The organism is Cupriavidus sp. CPT47-8839-RL05A, assembly GCF_058792255.1.
The window spans coordinates 1-16,621 of the sequence record NZ_JBYTEG010000018.1 but is presented as its reverse complement, the minus strand read 5'-3'; the positions used below and the strand labels follow the sequence as shown (position 1 = coordinate 16,621).

16 protein-coding genes are annotated in these 16,621 nt (G+C 66.0%); 10 read left to right on the top strand and 6 right to left on the bottom strand.

What is annotated here, in order from left to right:
* Positions 1–13: 13 nt before the first annotated feature.
* The 5 genes from AC3WVS_RS21455 to AC3WVS_RS21435 all read right to left on the bottom strand — a co-directional run bounded on the left by AC3WVS_RS21455 (position 14) and on the right by AC3WVS_RS21435 (position 4,814).
* Positions 14–1,060, bottom strand: a complete 1,047-nt coding sequence (locus AC3WVS_RS21455) for a response regulator (RefSeq protein ID WP_010813222.1) — start codon at positions 1,058–1,060, stop codon at positions 14–16.
* 224 nt (positions 1,061–1,284) lie between these two features.
* A complete protein-coding gene (locus AC3WVS_RS21450) occupies positions 1,285–2,757 on the bottom strand; it encodes an NAD(P)(+) transhydrogenase (Re/Si-specific) subunit beta (RefSeq protein WP_010813223.1) in 1,473 nt (490 codons plus the stop codon).
* Positions 2,757–3,098 (bottom strand): NAD(P) transhydrogenase subunit alpha part 2, encoded by a 342-nt coding sequence (locus AC3WVS_RS21445; RefSeq protein WP_492320274.1) that lies wholly within the window; start codon positions 3,096–3,098, stop codon positions 2,757–2,759. The genes AC3WVS_RS21450 and AC3WVS_RS21445 overlap by 1 nt, the downstream gene beginning before the upstream one ends.
* 174 nt (positions 3,099–3,272) lie before the next feature.
* Positions 3,273–3,635 carry an aspartate 1-decarboxylase gene (gene panD, locus AC3WVS_RS21440; RefSeq protein WP_010815077.1) on the bottom strand — a complete coding sequence of 121 codons (363 nt, stop codon included), beginning with the start codon at positions 3,633–3,635 and terminating at the stop codon, positions 3,273–3,275.
* 57 nt (positions 3,636–3,692) lie between these two features.
* Positions 3,693–4,814: a Re/Si-specific NAD(P)(+) transhydrogenase subunit alpha gene (locus AC3WVS_RS21435; RefSeq protein ID WP_492320273.1), complete on the bottom strand. Its 1,122-nt coding sequence runs from the start codon at positions 4,812–4,814 to the stop codon at positions 3,693–3,695.
* A 287-nt stretch (positions 4,815–5,101) separates the two neighbouring features.
* Here AC3WVS_RS21435 and AC3WVS_RS21430 point away from each other — a divergent pair, with 287 nt between their 5' ends.
* Positions 5,102–5,605, top strand: coding sequence for an NUDIX hydrolase (locus tag AC3WVS_RS21430; RefSeq protein WP_037023515.1), 504 nt, complete (start codon positions 5,102–5,104; stop codon positions 5,603–5,605).
* On the top strand, positions 5,602–6,687 hold the full coding sequence (mnmA, locus tag AC3WVS_RS21425) for a tRNA 2-thiouridine(34) synthase MnmA (protein ID WP_492320272.1): 1,086 nt from the start codon (positions 5,602–5,604) through the stop codon (positions 6,685–6,687). The genes AC3WVS_RS21430 and mnmA overlap by 4 nt, the downstream gene beginning before the upstream one ends.
* A 63-nt stretch (positions 6,688–6,750) precedes the next feature.
* On the opposite strand, the gene AC3WVS_RS21420 is transcribed toward mnmA, so the two are convergent.
* The gene (locus AC3WVS_RS21420; RefSeq protein WP_010815073.1) at positions 6,751–7,365 is read right to left on the bottom strand and encodes a glutathione S-transferase C-terminal domain-containing protein; all 615 of its coding nucleotides are present in this window, start codon (positions 7,363–7,365) and stop codon (positions 6,751–6,753) included.
* 375 nt (positions 7,366–7,740) lie between these two features.
* On the opposite strand from AC3WVS_RS21420, the gene purB reads away from it, so the two are divergent.
* From purB to AC3WVS_RS21380, 8 genes are all read left to right on the top strand, one after another.
* Positions 7,741–9,117, top strand: a complete 1,377-nt coding sequence (gene purB / locus AC3WVS_RS21415) for an adenylosuccinate lyase (protein ID WP_492320271.1) — start codon at positions 7,741–7,743, stop codon at positions 9,115–9,117.
* A gap of 284 nt (positions 9,118–9,401) precedes the next feature.
* A complete protein-coding gene (locus tag AC3WVS_RS21410) occupies positions 9,402–9,956 on the top strand; it encodes a cytochrome b (RefSeq protein ID WP_035817219.1) in 555 nt (184 codons plus the stop codon).
* A 68-nt stretch (positions 9,957–10,024) separates the two neighbouring features.
* Positions 10,025–10,594 carry a YceI family protein gene (locus AC3WVS_RS21405; protein ID WP_010815070.1) on the top strand — a complete coding sequence of 190 codons (570 nt, stop codon included), beginning with the start codon at positions 10,025–10,027 and terminating at the stop codon, positions 10,592–10,594.
* Positions 10,595–10,677: 83 nt separating this feature from the next.
* On the top strand, positions 10,678–11,268 hold the full coding sequence (locus AC3WVS_RS21400) for a YceI family protein (RefSeq protein WP_492320270.1): 591 nt from the start codon (positions 10,678–10,680) through the stop codon (positions 11,266–11,268).
* A gap of 348 nt (positions 11,269–11,616) precedes the next feature.
* The gene (locus AC3WVS_RS21395; RefSeq protein ID WP_492320269.1) at positions 11,617–13,020 is read left to right on the top strand and encodes a class I SAM-dependent methyltransferase; all 1,404 of its coding nucleotides are present in this window, start codon (positions 11,617–11,619) and stop codon (positions 13,018–13,020) included.
* Positions 13,021–13,025: 5 nt separating this feature from the next.
* Entirely contained in the window at positions 13,026–14,363 is a 1,338-nt protein-coding gene (locus AC3WVS_RS21390; RefSeq protein ID WP_035817222.1) for a sensor histidine kinase, read from the top strand.
* Between the two features lie 6 nt (positions 14,364–14,369).
* A complete protein-coding gene (locus AC3WVS_RS21385; protein ID WP_492320268.1) occupies positions 14,370–15,503 on the top strand; it encodes an ATP-binding protein in 1,134 nt (377 codons plus the stop codon).
* Complete coding sequence (locus tag AC3WVS_RS21380) at positions 15,500–16,507, top strand: response regulator (protein ID WP_492320267.1); 1,008 nt, start codon at positions 15,500–15,502, stop codon at positions 16,505–16,507. The genes AC3WVS_RS21385 and AC3WVS_RS21380 overlap by 4 nt, the downstream gene beginning before the upstream one ends.
* Positions 16,508–16,621: the final 114 nt, after the last annotated feature.

The window sequence follows — 16,621 nt, the reverse complement described above, 5'->3', positions numbered from 1 at the left end:
CCGGGCCGCCGGGTCAGGGGCGCTTGCGCCCCGTCAGTGCGTCAGGATTGCGGCTGAAGTCCGCCAGGAAGCCCTGCAGGCTGACCACCGGCTCCTGCAGCAGGTGGCGCGGCAGGTCGAACAGCGCGTAGATGAATTCTTCATTGCCTTCGCAGCGCTCGGCCGGCAGGCAGTATTGTTCCCAATCCACGCACGCCGGCGTGTACATGCCGTTGCCGGGCCAGAAGAACGGCACCAGCCGGCCTTCGCGCAGGCCTTCGATCAGTGCCGCCGGGGCGTCGTAGGCCTCGGCCGATTCCACCTGGCTCATCAGCCCGGCGCGGGTCTCGATCACCATCAGCGTGGCGTGGCCCTGCGCGGTCAGCAGCAGGATGCCGGCCGGGTTGGGGTACAGGTAGTACTCGACAAAACCATAGCGCGCGATCAGCTGGCGCACGCGCTCGGTGATGGCCGGATCGGACAGGAACGAGAACGAATGCCGCGTCAGCAGCTCGCGCAGCGTGCGCGACAGCGTGGCGAAGTACGCCTGCTGCATGGCCTCGATTTCCTGGTCCAGCCGCTCGACCATATTGCTTTCATGCTTCTTCACGTAGCGGTCGATCAGCCCGTGGTTGAAGCCCTGCACGGCGATGCTCTCGTCGGCGGTGCCGGTCAGCAGGATGGTCTTGCAGGGCAGGTCCTGCAGCGCCTGGCAGAATTCCAGCCCGTCCATCTGCGGCATCGAATAGTCGACCACCACCACGCCCGGCTGCAGGAAGCGCTTGAAGTCGTGGATCTGGCGGTAGATGCGGTCGATGTCGAGCTGCACGGTGCGCCGCTCGGTCAGGAAGGTCAGGTCGTCGTGCGTCACGCGCACCGGCAGGAAGCCCGGGAAGCGGGTGGCATAGGCCTCGCGGATCCATTGCAGCGCTTCACGCGGGTCGGTGAAGGTGATCACCGCGCGCGAGGCATCCATCTGGAACGCCAGGCTGTCGATGAACGACTTGCTGTCATCGACCAGGACGGTCAGGACCGGGTGATGGAAGACCGACAGGTTCCTGTCGTGCGGGTTGAAGGTCATGGAGCGGCGGGCAGGGGTTCGGCGCAGTGGTTCGGCACGGGCGTGGCGCAAGCGGCAAGCCAGTGTGCGCATTCGCAGGCCAGTATAGCGCGCCACGGCTGCCTTGCAAGGCACGCCTTGCAGCCAGGGCCGGCGGCGGGAGGAGCCCGGCGGGCGCCGGGCTGGGGAAGCGCCCGCGGCAGGACCCGGGATGGCCCGGGCCTGCGCGCGGCGCGCTGACGGCCTTAGTCGACCGCCTTGAACATGTCCTCGACCACCTTCTTGGCGTCGCCGAACACCATCATGGTCTTGTCCATGTAGAACAGCTCGTTGTCCAGCCCGGCGTAGCCGGCCGCCATGGAGCGCTTGTTGACGATGATGGTCTTGGCCTTGTAAGCCTCCAGGATCGGCATGCCGGCAATCGGCGACTGGGGGTCGTTCTTGGCCGCCGGGTTGACCACGTCGTTGGCGCCCAGCACCAGCACCACGTCGGCCTGGCCGAACTCGCTGTTGATGTCTTCCATCTCGAAGACCTGGTCGTACGGCACTTCGGCCTCGGCCAGCAGCACGTTCATATGGCCCGGCATGCGGCCCGCCACCGGGTGGATCGCGTACTTCACGGTCACGCCCTTCTCGGCCAGCTTCTCGGTCAGTTCCTTGAGCGCGTGTTGGGCGCGCGCCACGGCCAGGCCATAGCCCGGCACGATGATCACGGTCTCGGCGTTGCCCATCAGGAACGCGGCATCGTCGGCGGAACCCGACTTGACCGGGCGCTGCTGCTGGTCGCCCGTTGCCGCCGCCGCGGTCGCGCCGCCGAAACCGCCCAGCAGCACGTTGAAGAACGACCGGTTCATCGCCTTGCACATGATGTACGACAGGATCGCACCGGAGGAGCCCACCAGCGAGCCCGCGATGATCAGCATCGGGTTGTTCAGCGAGAAGCCGATGCCCGCCGCTGCCCAGCCCGAGTACGAGTTCAGCATCGACACCACCACCGGCATGTCGGCGCCGCCGATCGGGATGATGATCAGCACGCCCAGCACGAAGGCGATCGCCAGCATGATCAGGAACGGCAGCCAGTCCTGCGACAGGAAGAAGATGACGCCGAAGCCCACCATTGCCACCGCCAGCAGCAGGTTCAGCCAGTGCTGGCCGGCAAACACCACCGGCGCGCCCTGGAACAGGCGGAACTTGTAGCGCCCGGCCAGCTTGCCGAAGGCGATCACCGAGCCCGAGAACGTAATCGCGCCGACGAAGCAGCCGATGAAGAGCTCGATGCGGTTGCCCAGCGGGATCAGGTGCGAGCCTGCCGGGCTGATGCCGAATGCCGCCGGCTCGGCCACCGCCGCCACCGCAATGAAGACCGCGGCCAGGCCGATCAGCGAGTGCATCGCCGCGACCAGCTCGGGCATCTTGGTCATCTGCACTTTCTTCGCCACGTAGGCGCCGATGCCGCCGCCGACCACGAGCGCGGCGAAGATCAGCGCCAGGCCCGTGCCCACCGACGACTGGGCCGTGCCCGCCGCGAGGAATTCATTCTTCAGCTTGATGATCAGGACCAGCGTGGTCACCACGGCAATGGCCATGCCGATCATGCCGAAGGCATTGCCCTTGCGCGCCGAGGCCGGGTGCGACAGGCCCTTGAGCGCCTGGATAAAGCAGACCGAGGCCACCAGGTAGAGCAGGGTGACGAGGTTCATGCTGACAAGACCAGTCATCACGCACCCTCCCTGGCCAGCGCCGGCTTGGCCTCAGACGCCTTGGCCTTCGGTTCCTTCTTCTTGAACATCTCCAGCATGCGCTGGGTGACCAGGAAGCCGCCGAACACATTGACCGCGGCCAACGCCACCGCCAGCGTGCCCATCACGCGCCCGACCCCGCCTTCGGTCAGGCCCGCGGCGAGCATGGCGCCGACGATGATGATCGCCGAGATCGCATTGGTCACCGCCATCAGGGGCGTATGCAGGGCTGGCGTTACCGTCCAGACCACGTGGTAACCCACGTAGATTGCCAGCACGAAGATGATCAGGTTGATCACCGTGTGGTTCACCATCTCCATCGACTTCTCCTCCGTTGCTTTGAATCCGGGATGCCGCTTGTCTTTTGCTGTATTGCGAACGACCGGGATGCTGCCGCGCAGGCAGGCCGACAGACCTCTGTGCGGGTCATGGCTCTAGGCGACCAGCTGCGCGACCCCTCTCCCGCCTGCGGCAGAGGGGTGGGGAGCAAACCCTCAGAACTTCTTGATTTCCTTGATGCCGTTCTTCTCGTTCACCAGGATGACCTTGGGCTTGTAGGCGGCGATTTCCTCGTCGCTCATCGGCGCGTAGGTACAGATGATCAGCTGGTCGCCCAGGTGCGCGCGGCGGGCCGCGGCGCCGTTCAGCGAGATCTCGCCGCTGCCGCGCTCGCCCTTGATGATGTAGGTGGAGAAGCGCTCGCCGTTGTTCACGTTGTACAGCTCGATCTTCTCGAACTCCTTCATGTCGGCAGCGTCCAGCAGGTCCTGGTCGATGCCGCACGAACCCTCGTAGTTGAGGTCCGCCTGCGTCACGGTGACGCGGTGGAGCTTGGCGCGGAGCATGATGCGTTGCATGGGTGATACGTCCTTATATTTGATGCAAAAGCAGTGGGCGCACGGCGCCCGTGGAAATTACGCCGCCTCTCGCACGACCTTGCCGTCCCTGCACATCAGGCAGGCCGCGACGATGTCGTCTTCAAGGTTCAGCGTGAACTGGCCGTCCTTGTCGACGACCAGCTTGAGGAAGTCCAGCACGTTGCGGGCATAGAGCGCCGAGGCGTCGGCCGCGACCATGCTGGCCAGGTTGGTGTGGCCGATGATGATGACGCCGTTGTGGTTGACCACTTCGTCAGCCACTGTCAGCGGGCAGTTGCCGCCCTGTGCCGCAGCCAGGTCCACCACCACCGAGCCGGGTTTCATCTGCGCCACGGTGGTTTCCTGCAGCAGCACCGGCGCCTTGCGGCCCGGGATCAGTGCGGTGGTGATGACGATGTCGGCCTGGACCGCGCGCTGGTGCACCAGCTCGGCCTGGCGCTTCATCCAGTCCGGCGGCATCGGGCGGGCATAGCCGCCCACGCCCTGGGCGATCTCGCGCTCTTCATCGGTGAGGAAGGGCACGTCGAGGAACTTGGCGCCGAGCGATTCGATCTGCTCCTTGACCGCGGGGCGCACATCGGAGGCCTCGATCACCGCGCCCAGCCGCTTGGCCGTGGCGATGGCCTGCAGGCCGGCGACGCCCGCGCCCAAAATCAGCACGCGCGCGGCCTTGACGGTGCCGGCGGCGGTCATCAGCATCGGCATGAAGCGCTGGTAGTGGTGCGCGGCCACCAGCACGGCCTTGTAGCCGGCGATGTTGGCCTGCGACGACAGCACGTCCATGCTCTGCGCGCGCGTGGTGCGCGGCGCGGCTTCCAGGGCAAAGGCGGTGATGTTCGCGGCGGACATGCGCGCGTTGTTCTCGGCGTCGAAGGGATTGAGCATGCCGATCAGCACGGCGCCCGGCTTCATCTGCGCCAGTTCGGCGGCGTCCGGTGCGCGCACCTTGAGCACCAGCTGGGCGCCCAGAGCTTCGGCGGCGGTACCGATGGTGGCGCCGACCGCCTCATACGCGCCGTCGGGCTGGCTGGCGCTTACGCCGGCGCCGGCCTGCACGACCACCTTGTGGCCCTGGGCGACGTACTTCTTGACTGTCTCCGGGGTGGCGGCGACGCGAGTCTCGCCGGCCCGCGTCTCCTGCGGGATGCCGATGTACATCGTCAATTTCTCCTTTAGCTGGCGTCTTGTGTGGTTGGGCGGACCGACGTCTGGCCCGTGCGCGCCGCAGGCTTAAGCCGCAGCGCAACAATTTTTTCGCAGCTTACAGGAATCTGACGTTCAATGGTGACCGGCCGGTCGGCTTTTGCGGCGACCGCCAAAGAGGGCGTTGCAGCCGCCATTCCAGCACCAGCCGAGCTCACCGGCCGGGGGCCGTGGCGGGCCGGCAGCGCTGCACGATGGGCCCGCAACCGGTAGAATGCGGGATTGCCTAAAAATTGAGCATCATGTCAAGTGACTGGAATGCCAGCGTGACCGTTGCCGCCGTGATCGAGCGCGGCGGACGCTTCCTGCTGGTCGAAGAGGAAACCGCCGACGGGCTGCGCCTGAACCAGCCCGCCGGGCACCTGGACCCGGGCGAGAGCCTGATCCGCGCCGTGATCCGCGAAACCCTGGAAGAGACCGCGCACACCTTTGAGCCGCGCGCGCTGCTGGGTTGCTACATGGGCCGTTCGCTGTCGTCGCGCACCGGCACCGATGTGACCTATGTGCGCTTCGCTTTTACCGGCGACCTGGGCTCGCTCGATGCGGGCCGCCAGCTCGACACCGGCATCGTGCGCACGGTCTGGATGAGCGCGGAAGAACTGCGCGCCTGCACGGAGCGTCACCGTACGCCGCTGGTGATGGCCTGTGTCAACGACTACCTGGCCGGCAAGCGCTTTGCGCTGGACGCCTTGTACACGCACCCGTCGGCGCTGGCCGCGGCCGTCCCGCTGGGAGCGCAGCCGTGAGTGGTGCCGGAAAACGTGTCGTGGTGGGCATGTCGGGCGGGGTCGATTCGTCGGTCACCGCGTGGCTGCTCAAGCAGCAGGGCTACGAGGTCATCGGCCTGTTCATGAAGAACTGGGAGGACGATGACGACAGCGAGTACTGCTCAACGCGCCAGGACTGGCTGGACGTGGTCTCGGTGGCCGACCTGATCGGCGTCGACGTGGAGGCGGTCAACTTTGCCGCCGAGTACAAGGACCGGGTCTTTGCCGACTTCCTGCGCGAATACTCCGCCGGGCGCACGCCCAACCCCGACGTGTTGTGCAATGCCGAGATCAAGTTCAAGGCCTTCCTCGACCATGCCATGTCGCTGGGCGCGGAAACCATCGCCACCGGCCACTATGCGCGTGTGCGGCAGAACGCGGCCGGCCGGTTCGAGCTGCTCAAGGCGCTCGACCATACCAAGGACCAGAGCTACTTCCTGCACCGGCTGAACCAGGCGCAGCTGTCGCGCACGCTGTTCCCGCTGGGCGAGATCCCCAAGACGCGCGTGCGCGAGATCGCCGCCGAGATCGGTCTGCCGAACGCGAAGAAGAAGGACTCCACCGGCATCTGCTTTATCGGCGAGCGCCCGTTCCGCGATTTCCTGAACCGCTACCTGCCGACCAAGCCGGGCCCGATGAAGACGCCCGAGGGCAAGATCGTGGGCGAGCATATCGGCCTGGCCTTCTACACGCTGGGCCAGCGCAAGGGCATCGGCCTGGGCGGCAGCCGCGACGGCAACGGCGACGCCTGGTACGTGGCGCGCAAGGATATGGCGAACAATACGCTTTACGTGGTGCAGGGCCACGACCACCCGTGGCTGCTGACGCCGGTGCTGACCGCGTCGGACCTGTCCTGGGTGGCCGGCGAGCCGCCCGCCGCGGGCGCGGCGATGGCGGCCAAGACGCGCTACCGCCAGAGCGATGCGGCCTGCACGGTGCAGGCGGTGGCCGGCGACGCGCTGACGCTCCGGTTTGCCGAGGCGCAATGGGCGGTCACGCCCGGCCAGTCGGCGGTGCTGTATGACGGCGACATCTGCCTGGGCGGCGGCATCATCCAGTAAGCGCTGCCGCTGCACGAAAAAACACCCGCTCGAGGCGGGTGTTTTCTTGTCGGCCGCCGTGGGTCAGCCGCGCGGCGGTTCCGTATCGATAAACGACTGGCGCTTGGACAGCTTTTCCTCCAGCGCCGCCAGGTTGGGATGGCGCTCGCGCCAGGCGATCTCGGGGAAGCGGAAGTCCAGGTAGGACAGCGCGCAGCCCACCGCCACGTCGGCCAGCGAGTAGTGCGTGCCGGTGCAGAAGGGGCGGTCGGCCAGGCCGTGCGCCATGGCCACCAGCGCCGCGTCGATCTTGCCGCGCTGGCGCTGCACCCAGCGCTCGCTGCGCTCATGCGGCTCGCGCTGGGTTGCCTCCAGGCGCACCAGCAGCGCTGCGTCGAGCAGGCCGTCGGCCAGCGCCTCCCAGCAACGGACTTCCAGGCGCTCGCGCCCGCCCTGCGGGATCAAACGGCTGACCGGCGTCAAGGTGTCGACATATTCGACGATCACGCGCGAATCGAAGATTGCGCCGCCGTCTTCCATGACCAGGCAAGGCACTTTGCCGAGCGGGTTGAACTGGCCGATCCTGGTCTCGGGCGACCAGACATCCTCTTCGATGAGCTGGCACTCGATCTTTTTCTCCGCCATCACCACACGCACCTTGCGCGCGTAGGGACTGGTCCGGGATGCATACAGCTTCATATTCTCCCCTTGAGCTTGTTATGAAGTGCATCGTCGCTCTGTGGCAGCGGCGGTGGGGCGCGCGGCTTGCCCGATGCACTTCATAACAGGCTACTGGAACGGCGTGCGCGAGTATACCCGTGGTGCATGGCGAATGCGGGCTTGCGCACCGATGCCCCGCGGCGGCGCTTTACCGCTGCCCGGAGCCGGGGCAGGGGTGGTAAAATCCCGCGTTGCGCAGCGCCGGCGGGCCTGCCGGCGCGGCGTTTTGGACGCATCCGGCCGCATAAGGTCGCTTTTCCGGTCCTCCCGCCGCCAACGCTGACAGCGCCAGCCCCCGCGGCGCTTCTTGTTCGTCGCCTTCTTCCATTGCCTCCCTTTTTCCCGGTTTCCAGCATGACCTCCTCTTCGCTTTCGCCGCTCACCGCCCTGTCCCCGATCGATGGCCGTTACGCCGCCAAGGCCGATGCGCTGCGCGAATGGCTGTCCGAGGCCGCGTTCATGCGCAACCGCGTCAAGGTCGAGGTGCACTGGCTGATCGCGCTGGCGCAGGCCGGCCTGCCCGACATGCCCAAGTTCTCGGCCGCCTCCGAGGCCGCGCTGCTGGGGCTGGTGGACAAGTTCAGCGAGGCCGACGCCGCCCGCATCAAGGAAATCGAAGCCGTCACCAACCATGATGTCAAGGCGGTCGAGTACTGGCTCAAGGAACAGGTCAAGGGCAACGCCGAGCTGGAAGCCGCCAGCGAGTTCATCCACTTCGCCTGCACCTCGGAAGACATCAACAACACCTCGCACGGCATGATGCTCAAGGGCGCCCGCGAAGGCGTGGTGGTGCCGGCGCTCAAGCGCGTGCACGCCCGCCTGGTCGAGCTGGCCAAGCTCAATGCCGCGCAGCCGATGCTGTCGCGCACCCACGGCCAGCCGGCCAGCCCGACCACGCTGGGCAAGGAAATGGCCAACGTGGCCGCGCGCCTGGCGCGCGCGATCCAGCGCATCGAGCAGGTCGAACTGCTGGGCAAGATGAACGGCGCGGTGGGCAACTACAACGCGCACCTGTCGGCCTACCCGAGCTTCGACTGGGAAGCCTTCTCGAAGCAGGTGATCGAGACCCGCCTGGGCCTGGTCTTCAACCCCTACACCATCCAGATCGAGCCGCACGACTACATGGCCGAGCTGTTCGACGCGATTGCCCGCGCCAACACCATCCTGCTCGACCTGAACCGCGACGTCTGGGGCTATATCTCGCTGGGCTATTTCAAGCAGAAGACCAAGGCCGGCGAAATCGGCTCGTCGACCATGCCGCACAAGGTCAACCCGATCGACTTCGAGAACTCCGAAGGCAACCTGGGCCTGGCCAACGCCGTGCTGCGCCACTTGTCCGAGAAGCTGCCGCTGTCGCGCTGGCAGCGCGACCTGACCGATTCGACCGTGCTGCGCAATATCGGCGTGGCCTTCGGCTACAGCCTGCTGGCCTATGAGGCCTGCCTGCGCGGCCTGGGCAAGCTGGAAACCAACCCCGAGCGCCTGGACGAAGACCTGGACAACTGCTGGGAGGTGCTGGCCGAGCCGGTGCAGACCGTGATGCGCCGCTTCGGCGTGCCCAACCCGTACGAGCAGCTCAAGGAGCTGACCCGCGGCAAGGGCATCTCGCGCGAGGCGCTGCAGACCTTCATCAACGGCCTGGCGATCCCCGACGACGCCAAGAAGCTGCTGCTGGACATGACGCCCGCCAGCTACATCGGCAAGGCCGTGGTGCTGGCCGAGCGCATCTGACGCCACATTTCGCCCCTGAACCGGGGCGACGTGCTGCAAAAGCCATCCGCGAGGATGGCTTTTTGCTTTTCTGGCGCAGCGCGGCGGGCAAGTCACTGCGGCTTTGTGCCGCTTGCGACAGAATGTCACTTCAAAGCATTTGAATAACTTAATGAAGGACTGTCCTTCACCGGCGCACAGCCCGCCGCAATAATGCGAGAATCGTAAGCGCACGGGCGGGCCAGCCCCCGCCGGTGCCTTCCCCAAAATTGTGAAACGCTCCTGCACGGGGCGAGAGGAATCCGATGCGTTCTACCGCCAACGCCCCCACCGGCTACGGTGCCACCGCGATCGCCTTGCACTGGGTCATTGCGCTGGCGATCTTCGCCGCGTTCGGGCTCGGCCTGTACATGACCGGCATTCCGGGGCTGACGCCGACCAAGCTCAAGCTCTACTCCTGGCACAAGTGGCTGGGCGTGACGATCTTCGCGGTTGCCGTGCTGCGCGTGCTGTGGCGTGCAACCCATGCGGCACCGCCGGTAGCGCCCGGCACCCCGGCCTGGCAGGCTAAGGCTGCGGCCGGCGCCCATCACCTGCTGTACCTGCTGATCGTGATCGTTCCTATCAGCGGCTACCTGTACAGCTCGGCCGCGGGCGTGCCGGTGGTCTACCTGGGCCTGTGGAAGATGCCGGCGCTGCTGGAGAAGAACGACGAACTGAAAGAAGTACTCAAGTTTGTCCATATCTGGCTGAACTACCTGATGGCGGCGGTGGTCGTTGTCCATGCGGCGGCGGCGGTCAAGCACCAGTTCGTCGACCGCGACGGCACGCTGGGCCGGATGCTGCCGTTCCTGCGCTGAGGCGCCGCCCCGGCCAACTTTTTCCGTACCGCGGCGCGTCGCGCCGACCCTGACAGGAGTTTTTTGAGATGAAACGCAATTCCCGCCGCGGCTCGCTCGTCATCGCCGCCGTCCTGGCCGCCTCCGGCATCGCCGCCAACCTGGCCTGGGCGCAGGTTGATGCCGCCAAGAGCTCGGTGACCGCGGTCGCGCGCCAGATCGGCGTGCCGATGGAGGGCAAGTTCAGGAAGTTCGATGCCGCGGTCAGCTTCGACCCGGCCAAGCTGGCGACCTCGTCGGCCAAGGTCGAGATCGATGTGTCCAGCTTCGAGATCGGCGACGCCGAGACCACCAAGGAAGTGAAGGGCAAGGACTGGTTCGACGCCGCCAAGTACCCCAAGGCCGTGTTCCAGTCCACCAGCATCAAGAACGGCACGCCGGGCAAGTACGACGTGGCCGGCAAGCTGACCATCAAGGGCAAGACCGTTGACGTGGTGGTGCCCGCCACCTACCGCCAGGAAGGCGCCGTGCAGGTGTTCGAGGGCGCGCTGCCGATCAAGCGCACGGTCTTCAATATCGGCGACGGCGAGTGGAAGGACACTTCCGTGGTGGCCGACGACGTGCAGATCAAATTCCGTATCGTGCTGGCCAAGAAGTAACAAGCAAGGCCGGCATTCCGCTGACGTACCCAATCGGCGTTCCTGAGAACGTTCCGCCCCAACCTGATTTGTCGGGAGATTCCATGAAACTGCGTTCCCTCGTTGCCGCTGTCGCGGCCATTTCCGCAACCGCCGCCTTCGGCGTGGCTTCGGCCAATACCGTGACGTACAACCTCGATCCGACCCACACCTACCCGAGCTTCGAGGCTGACCACCTGGGCGGCCTGTCGACCTGGCGCGGCAAGTTCGACAAGTCCAGCGGCGTGGTCACGCTGGACCGTGCCGCCAAGGCGGGCTCGGTCGAGGTCAAGATCGACCCGGCTTCGATCGATTTCGGCAATGCCAAGCTGAACCAGCACGCCAAGGGCCCGGACATGTTCGACGTGGAAGCCTTCCCCGAGGCCGTCTACAAGGGCAAGTTCTCCAAGTTCAAGGGCGACGTGCCGACCGAGGTTGACGGCGTGCTGACGCTGCGCGGCGTGTCCAAACCGGTCAAGCTGGAAATCCGCGACTTCAAGTGCATCCAGCACCCGATGCTCAAGCGCGAAGCCTGCGGCGCCGACGCCGTGGGCCATTTCAACCGTGCCGACTTCGGCCTGGACTACGGCGTGAAGATGGGCTTCAAGCCCGAGGTCAAGCTTGCCATCCAGGTGGAAGGCGTGCGCGCGGACTGAGCGTGCCAGCCCGCTGCGCCGGGCTTGCAGGCAGTCAGGGCCGGCAATGCCGGCCTTTTTTATTGTCCGGTATGATTCAGGCGCCTGCCAGGGCACTTGGTTGTACGACCCCCGACGGGCACAGTACAATGGCCCGCGGCAATCCCTCCTTGATCGTGGCATTGCTACTCCTGCCAAGGCGGGGGCAGCCATGCCCGCAACCGGCTAAAGCGCATCACTATGAGCATTCGCTGCATGTCCCGATACCGGTAGCCACCCCGCGACCTCCTCGCCCCTCATGCTGTACCCGGCCGTTCTGCCCTGGCTGTATGGCCCGCAGCGTTTCTCGGTTTTCCCTGGCGCAATACCGTGTATTCCAAAACGCAAATCGATCCGGTAGTTAGTTTCCGCAACTCGCAGGGCGAGCAGGTGCGGGGCACGATTGTCAATCTCCAGAGAAAGTCCCTGGTGATGGAGATCTACAACCCGTATTCGATCGTGCAGGTCAGCGAGGTGCTGAGCGAACTCAGCGTCCGCATGGGCTCGAAGAATGCCTACCTCGGCAAGGCCGTGGTCATGAGCCTGGTGAACACCGGCCTGACCGCGGTGGTGTCGCTGACGCTGATCGACGAGTGGCTGGAACTGAGCAACCTGGACAACGAGCCCAAATCGGTCGCGCGCGAGTCGCAGCGGTTCGTGCAGGACTGGAATGAGCGCTTCAATATCCGGCCCGACTACCAGATCGTGGTCAATGAAATGCGCGCGTTCCTGTCCGAGGTGTCGCGCTGGGTGGAGCAGGTCGACATGACCAGCACGCTGCCCAAGGAAGGCGATACGCTGCGCATGGACGTGTTCGAGGAGCTGGCCACCCCGATCGCACTGAAGATCCGCGAATATTCCGCGCGGCTCGACGGCGAAGCCGCGCACGTGCCGGAAGAAGACACCGTGATGCACCGCACCTTCACGCAGGCGGCGCTGCATCCCTTGCTGCTGCGCTCACCATTTGTGTTCCGGACCTATACCAAGCCGCTCGGCTATGCCGGCGACTACGAAATGGTCAACCAGATCCTGTCGGATCCGCGCCAGGGCCCCAGCACCTACTTCCAGATCGTCAACGCAACCTTCCTGCAGTCGTCCGTGGCCGCTGCCCACCGCAACCGCATCGACCTGCTGGTCGATTTCCTGGTGCGAATGGCCGAGCAGGCCCGTGCCGCGGGCAAGCCGTTCCGGCTGCTCAACGTGGGCTGCGGCCCGGCGGTCGAGATCAACCGCTTCATTACCGAATACCCCGAGCCGCACTGGCTGTCGTTCCAGCTGCTCGACTTCAGCCAGGAAACGCTGGACTACGCGCGCGAGCGCATCGAAGAGAGCTGCCGCAAGGCCAATGCGAAGGTCGAGGTGGAATATGTCCACCACTCGGTGCATGAACTGCTCAAGCGCCGGATCGACCACGATCCGTCGCTGCGCGAGTTCGACGGGGTCTACTGCGCCGGCCTGTTCGACTACCTGTCCGACCGCGTCTGCGCGCGCCTGCTGAGCTATTTCTCCACGCGCACCCATCCCGAGGGGCGCATCCTGGCCACCAACGTCCACGTCGACAACCCGGAACGGTACAGCATGGAACATATGCTGGAGTGGTACCTGATCTATCGCGATGAGGCCGGCATGCAGTCGTTGCTGCCGGCCAATACGCGCGACGGCCGCACCTACGTCGACCCGACCGGGGTCAACGTGTTTGTGGAAGCGATCGTGACTGATCCGGCCAAGGCCTGACCACCATGCTGAAACGGACTGCGAGCAGGTATTCCCCGTACGAGGCTGACCTGCGCGAGTTTCGCCTGGTCTCGAGCCGGGCCGGCGCGCTGACGGCCATCGTGCTGGTGATGGCCGGCGTCGGGCTCGACTACGGGATCTATCCCAGCCACCAGCTGCAGTTCTTTGTCGCCCGCCTGGTGGTCTCGGTCCTGATCGGGCTGATCTTCCTGCTGCTGGCCAACCAGGCCGGCCGGCGCTTCGTGCAGCCGCTCACGCTGGCCTGGCTGCTGCTGCCGCAGATGATGATCACATGGATGATCGCCACCACCGACGGCGCCTCGTCCATCTACTATGCCGGGCTGAACCTGGTCATCTTCGCGGTCGGCATCGCCATGCCCATGGGCCTGTGGCAGACCATCGGCTTTGGCGTGGTCACTTACCTGCTCTACCTCGGCGCCTGCCTGATCCACCCCGATGGCCTGGCGCAGCGCGCGCACTTCACCGTCAATTCGCTGTTCATCATGTTTTCGATCGTGGCCAGCGCGGTCTACACGTTCATGAACGAGCGCGGCCACTTCCACCTGATCCGGCTCAAGGAAGAGCTGGCGCACAAGAACGATGAGCTTGCCGACATCAACCGCCGGCTGGCCGACATCAAGGGCCAGATGCTGCAGCAGGAGAAGATGGCCGCCATCGGTACGCTGGCGGCCGGGCTGCTGCACGAGGTGAACAACCCGGTCAACTTCTGCCTGATGGCGATCGAAGTGGCGATGGAAGAGCCACAGGCCAAGGAGAACCCTTCGCTGGAAGAGTGCCTGGTCGACGCCAAGCAGGGGATGCAGCGCATCCAGCATATCGTCTCCGACCTCAAGACCTTTGCCTACCGCAAGCCGGGCGCCGAGGTGGAAGGCACGCCGTTCCTGTTCGAGAAGGCGCTCGATTCGTCGATCCGCCTGACCGCGCATGAGCTGCGCGGGGTCAGCCTCAGCCGCGAACTGCCTGCCGACACCCTGGTGCTGGGCGACGAGGCGGCCATCATCGGCGTGCTGATCAACCTGTTCTCGAATGCCGCGCTGGCCATGCGCAAGGCGGGCACGGCCGCGCCGGCGATCCATACCACGGCCCGCTGGGACAACCACCGCCTGCACGTCATGGTGCGCGACAACGGCCCTGGCATCCCCCAGGAAAACCTGGCGCGCGTGTTCGAGCCGTTCTTCACCACGCGCGAGGTGGGGCAGGGGCTTGGCCTGGGCCTGTCGATCAGCTACGCGGTGGTGGAACGCCACGGCGGGCAGCTGTATGCCGAGAGCGAACTGGGCCAGTGGACCGCGTTCAGCTTCGACCTGCCGCGTGCGGAGTAACCAGCCATGAGCGAAGCGAAGCAGGCACGGCTTGCCGTCCTCTATGTCGACGACGAGGAGATGGCGCGCAAGTATTTCGCCCGAGCCGCCGGCGGCGACTATGAGGTGCTGGTGGCAGACGGCGCCGACGAGGCCCTGGCGGTGCTGCGCGCGGACCCCGCCCGCGTGGCGGTGCTGGTGACTGACTTCCGCATGCCCGGGCGCGACGGTGGCCAGCTGCTGCGCCAGGTGGCGCAGGAATACCCGCAGATCGTGCGCATCCTGGTCACGGCCTATGCCGACAAGGATGTGCTGCTGGAAACGGTCAACAGCGGCGAAGTCTTCCGCATCCTGGAAAAGCCGCTGAGCGTGGCCGACCTGCGCGAGGTGCTGGCACGCGCCGCCGAGCGCCACCGCGAGCGCACCCTGCGCCAGCACCGGCTGATGGCGATCGACGAGACCCTGGCCTTCCTGGCGCACGAGCTGAACACCCCGCTGGCGGCCATCGCCAACTTTGCCCACGGCATCCGCGGGCGTGTCGCCGGCGAATACAGTGCGCAGCGCCAGGCCGAGATCGGCCAGGCGGCCAGCGCCATGTACGACAACGCCCAGTATTGCCTGGCGGTGCTGTCGTCGTTCCTGCAGTCGGTGCGCAACAGTGCCGGCAGCACGCCGGCGAGGCCCGATGCCGGCACCGAGGTCAGCGCCGGCACGCTGGTCACTTCGCTGCTGGACAGCTACCCGTTCGCAGGCGACCAGCGCAACTGGGTGCAGGTGGAGATGCACGGCGATTTCCCGGTGCAGACGCTGCCCAACTGCGTGGCGCTGGTGCTCTCCTCGGTGATGAGCAACGCGCTGCGGGCGCTGGGCAGCGTCGGCACGCCGGCCTTGCGCTTTGTGGTGGTGGCGCAGCCGCGCCCGGAAATCCGCATCTGCGACAACGGGCCGGGGATTCCGCCGGAAGTGATGGAGCGGTTGCTGGTCGACCCTGTCACCACCCACGCCAGCGCCGGCGGCAGCGGCCTGGGCATGATTTTCTGCAACCGCGTCATGCAGTCGTTTGGCGGCGGCATCCGGATCGAATCCGCATCCGGTGCCGGCACGACGGTGACGCTGGACTTTCCAAGTTTCAAGAGTCGAAAGCATAGGAGTGACCGATGACCGAACCGAATGCCACGCAGGCACCACCCCCGGCGATTCTGTTCGTCGATGACGAAGCGACTGCAGTCAAGTATTTCCAGCGTGCCATCGGGGCGCTGGCGCCGGTGGCCACCGGCGGCTCCGTTGAAGAGGGCAAGGCCTTGCTCGACGCCCACGCGGACAGCCTGGCGGTGCTGGTGTCGGACCAGCGCATGCCGGGCGAATATGGCAACGAACTGCTGCGCTACGCGCGCGAGCGCTACCCGCATATCGTGCGCATCCTGACCACCGCGTATTCGGAGCTCGACCAGACCGTCGAGGCGGTCAACCAGGGGCAGATCCACCGCTACATCAAGAAGCCGTGGGACATCACCGCGCTGCGCATGGAGCTGAAGCAGGCGCTGGAACTGGCCGGCCTGCGCAAGGAACGCGACCAGCTGCTGCGCGAAAAGCTGTCCGTGCTGCAGACCCAGACTGTGGCCTCGCGCATCGGCATGGTGCATGCGCTGTGTGCCAGCCTGATCGGGCCGGGCCGTTTCCAGCCGGTGGAGACCTACCTCGCGGCGGTCGACCTGGCCGGCGCGGGCAGCGTCGAGCCGGACTGGCAGCGCATGGACTACGCCGACCTGGTGCGCGCAGAGGCCGAGCGCAGCGGCAGCTTCGGCCATGCCGTCGGCACGCGCCTGGCGCAGCTGCGCGGCACCCATGCCGGCAAGGGCGCTGCCGATGCCGCGGCGGTGATCGCCGACACGCTCGGCAGCGAAGTGGTGCGCCGCGACGGCGATACCCTGGTGTGGACCGCGCCGGCGACGCTGGCCGAGTTCCTGGCACAGCCGGTGGGTTCGCCCGTGTCGGCGTCGCACGCCGCCTGGCTGGCGAGCCTGCTGTGGCTGGAAGAGGCCGGCGGCGCAATGAAGTTTGCGCGCGACGGCGAGGCCGTGGTGTGCCGCGTGGGCCCGCGCAGCGAGAGCTTCGCGGCCGACCGGCTGGCGGCGTGGATCGAGCGCTTCTCGATGCCGGCCTGAATTTCCCAGGTCTTGCTGCCATGAAAAACGGCGCCCCGTGAACTGACCCCGTAAAGTTGGACGGGTAAGTTAGGCCGCCAAGGGCTGAGTCCTGTATTGCACGGGGCTCAGCCC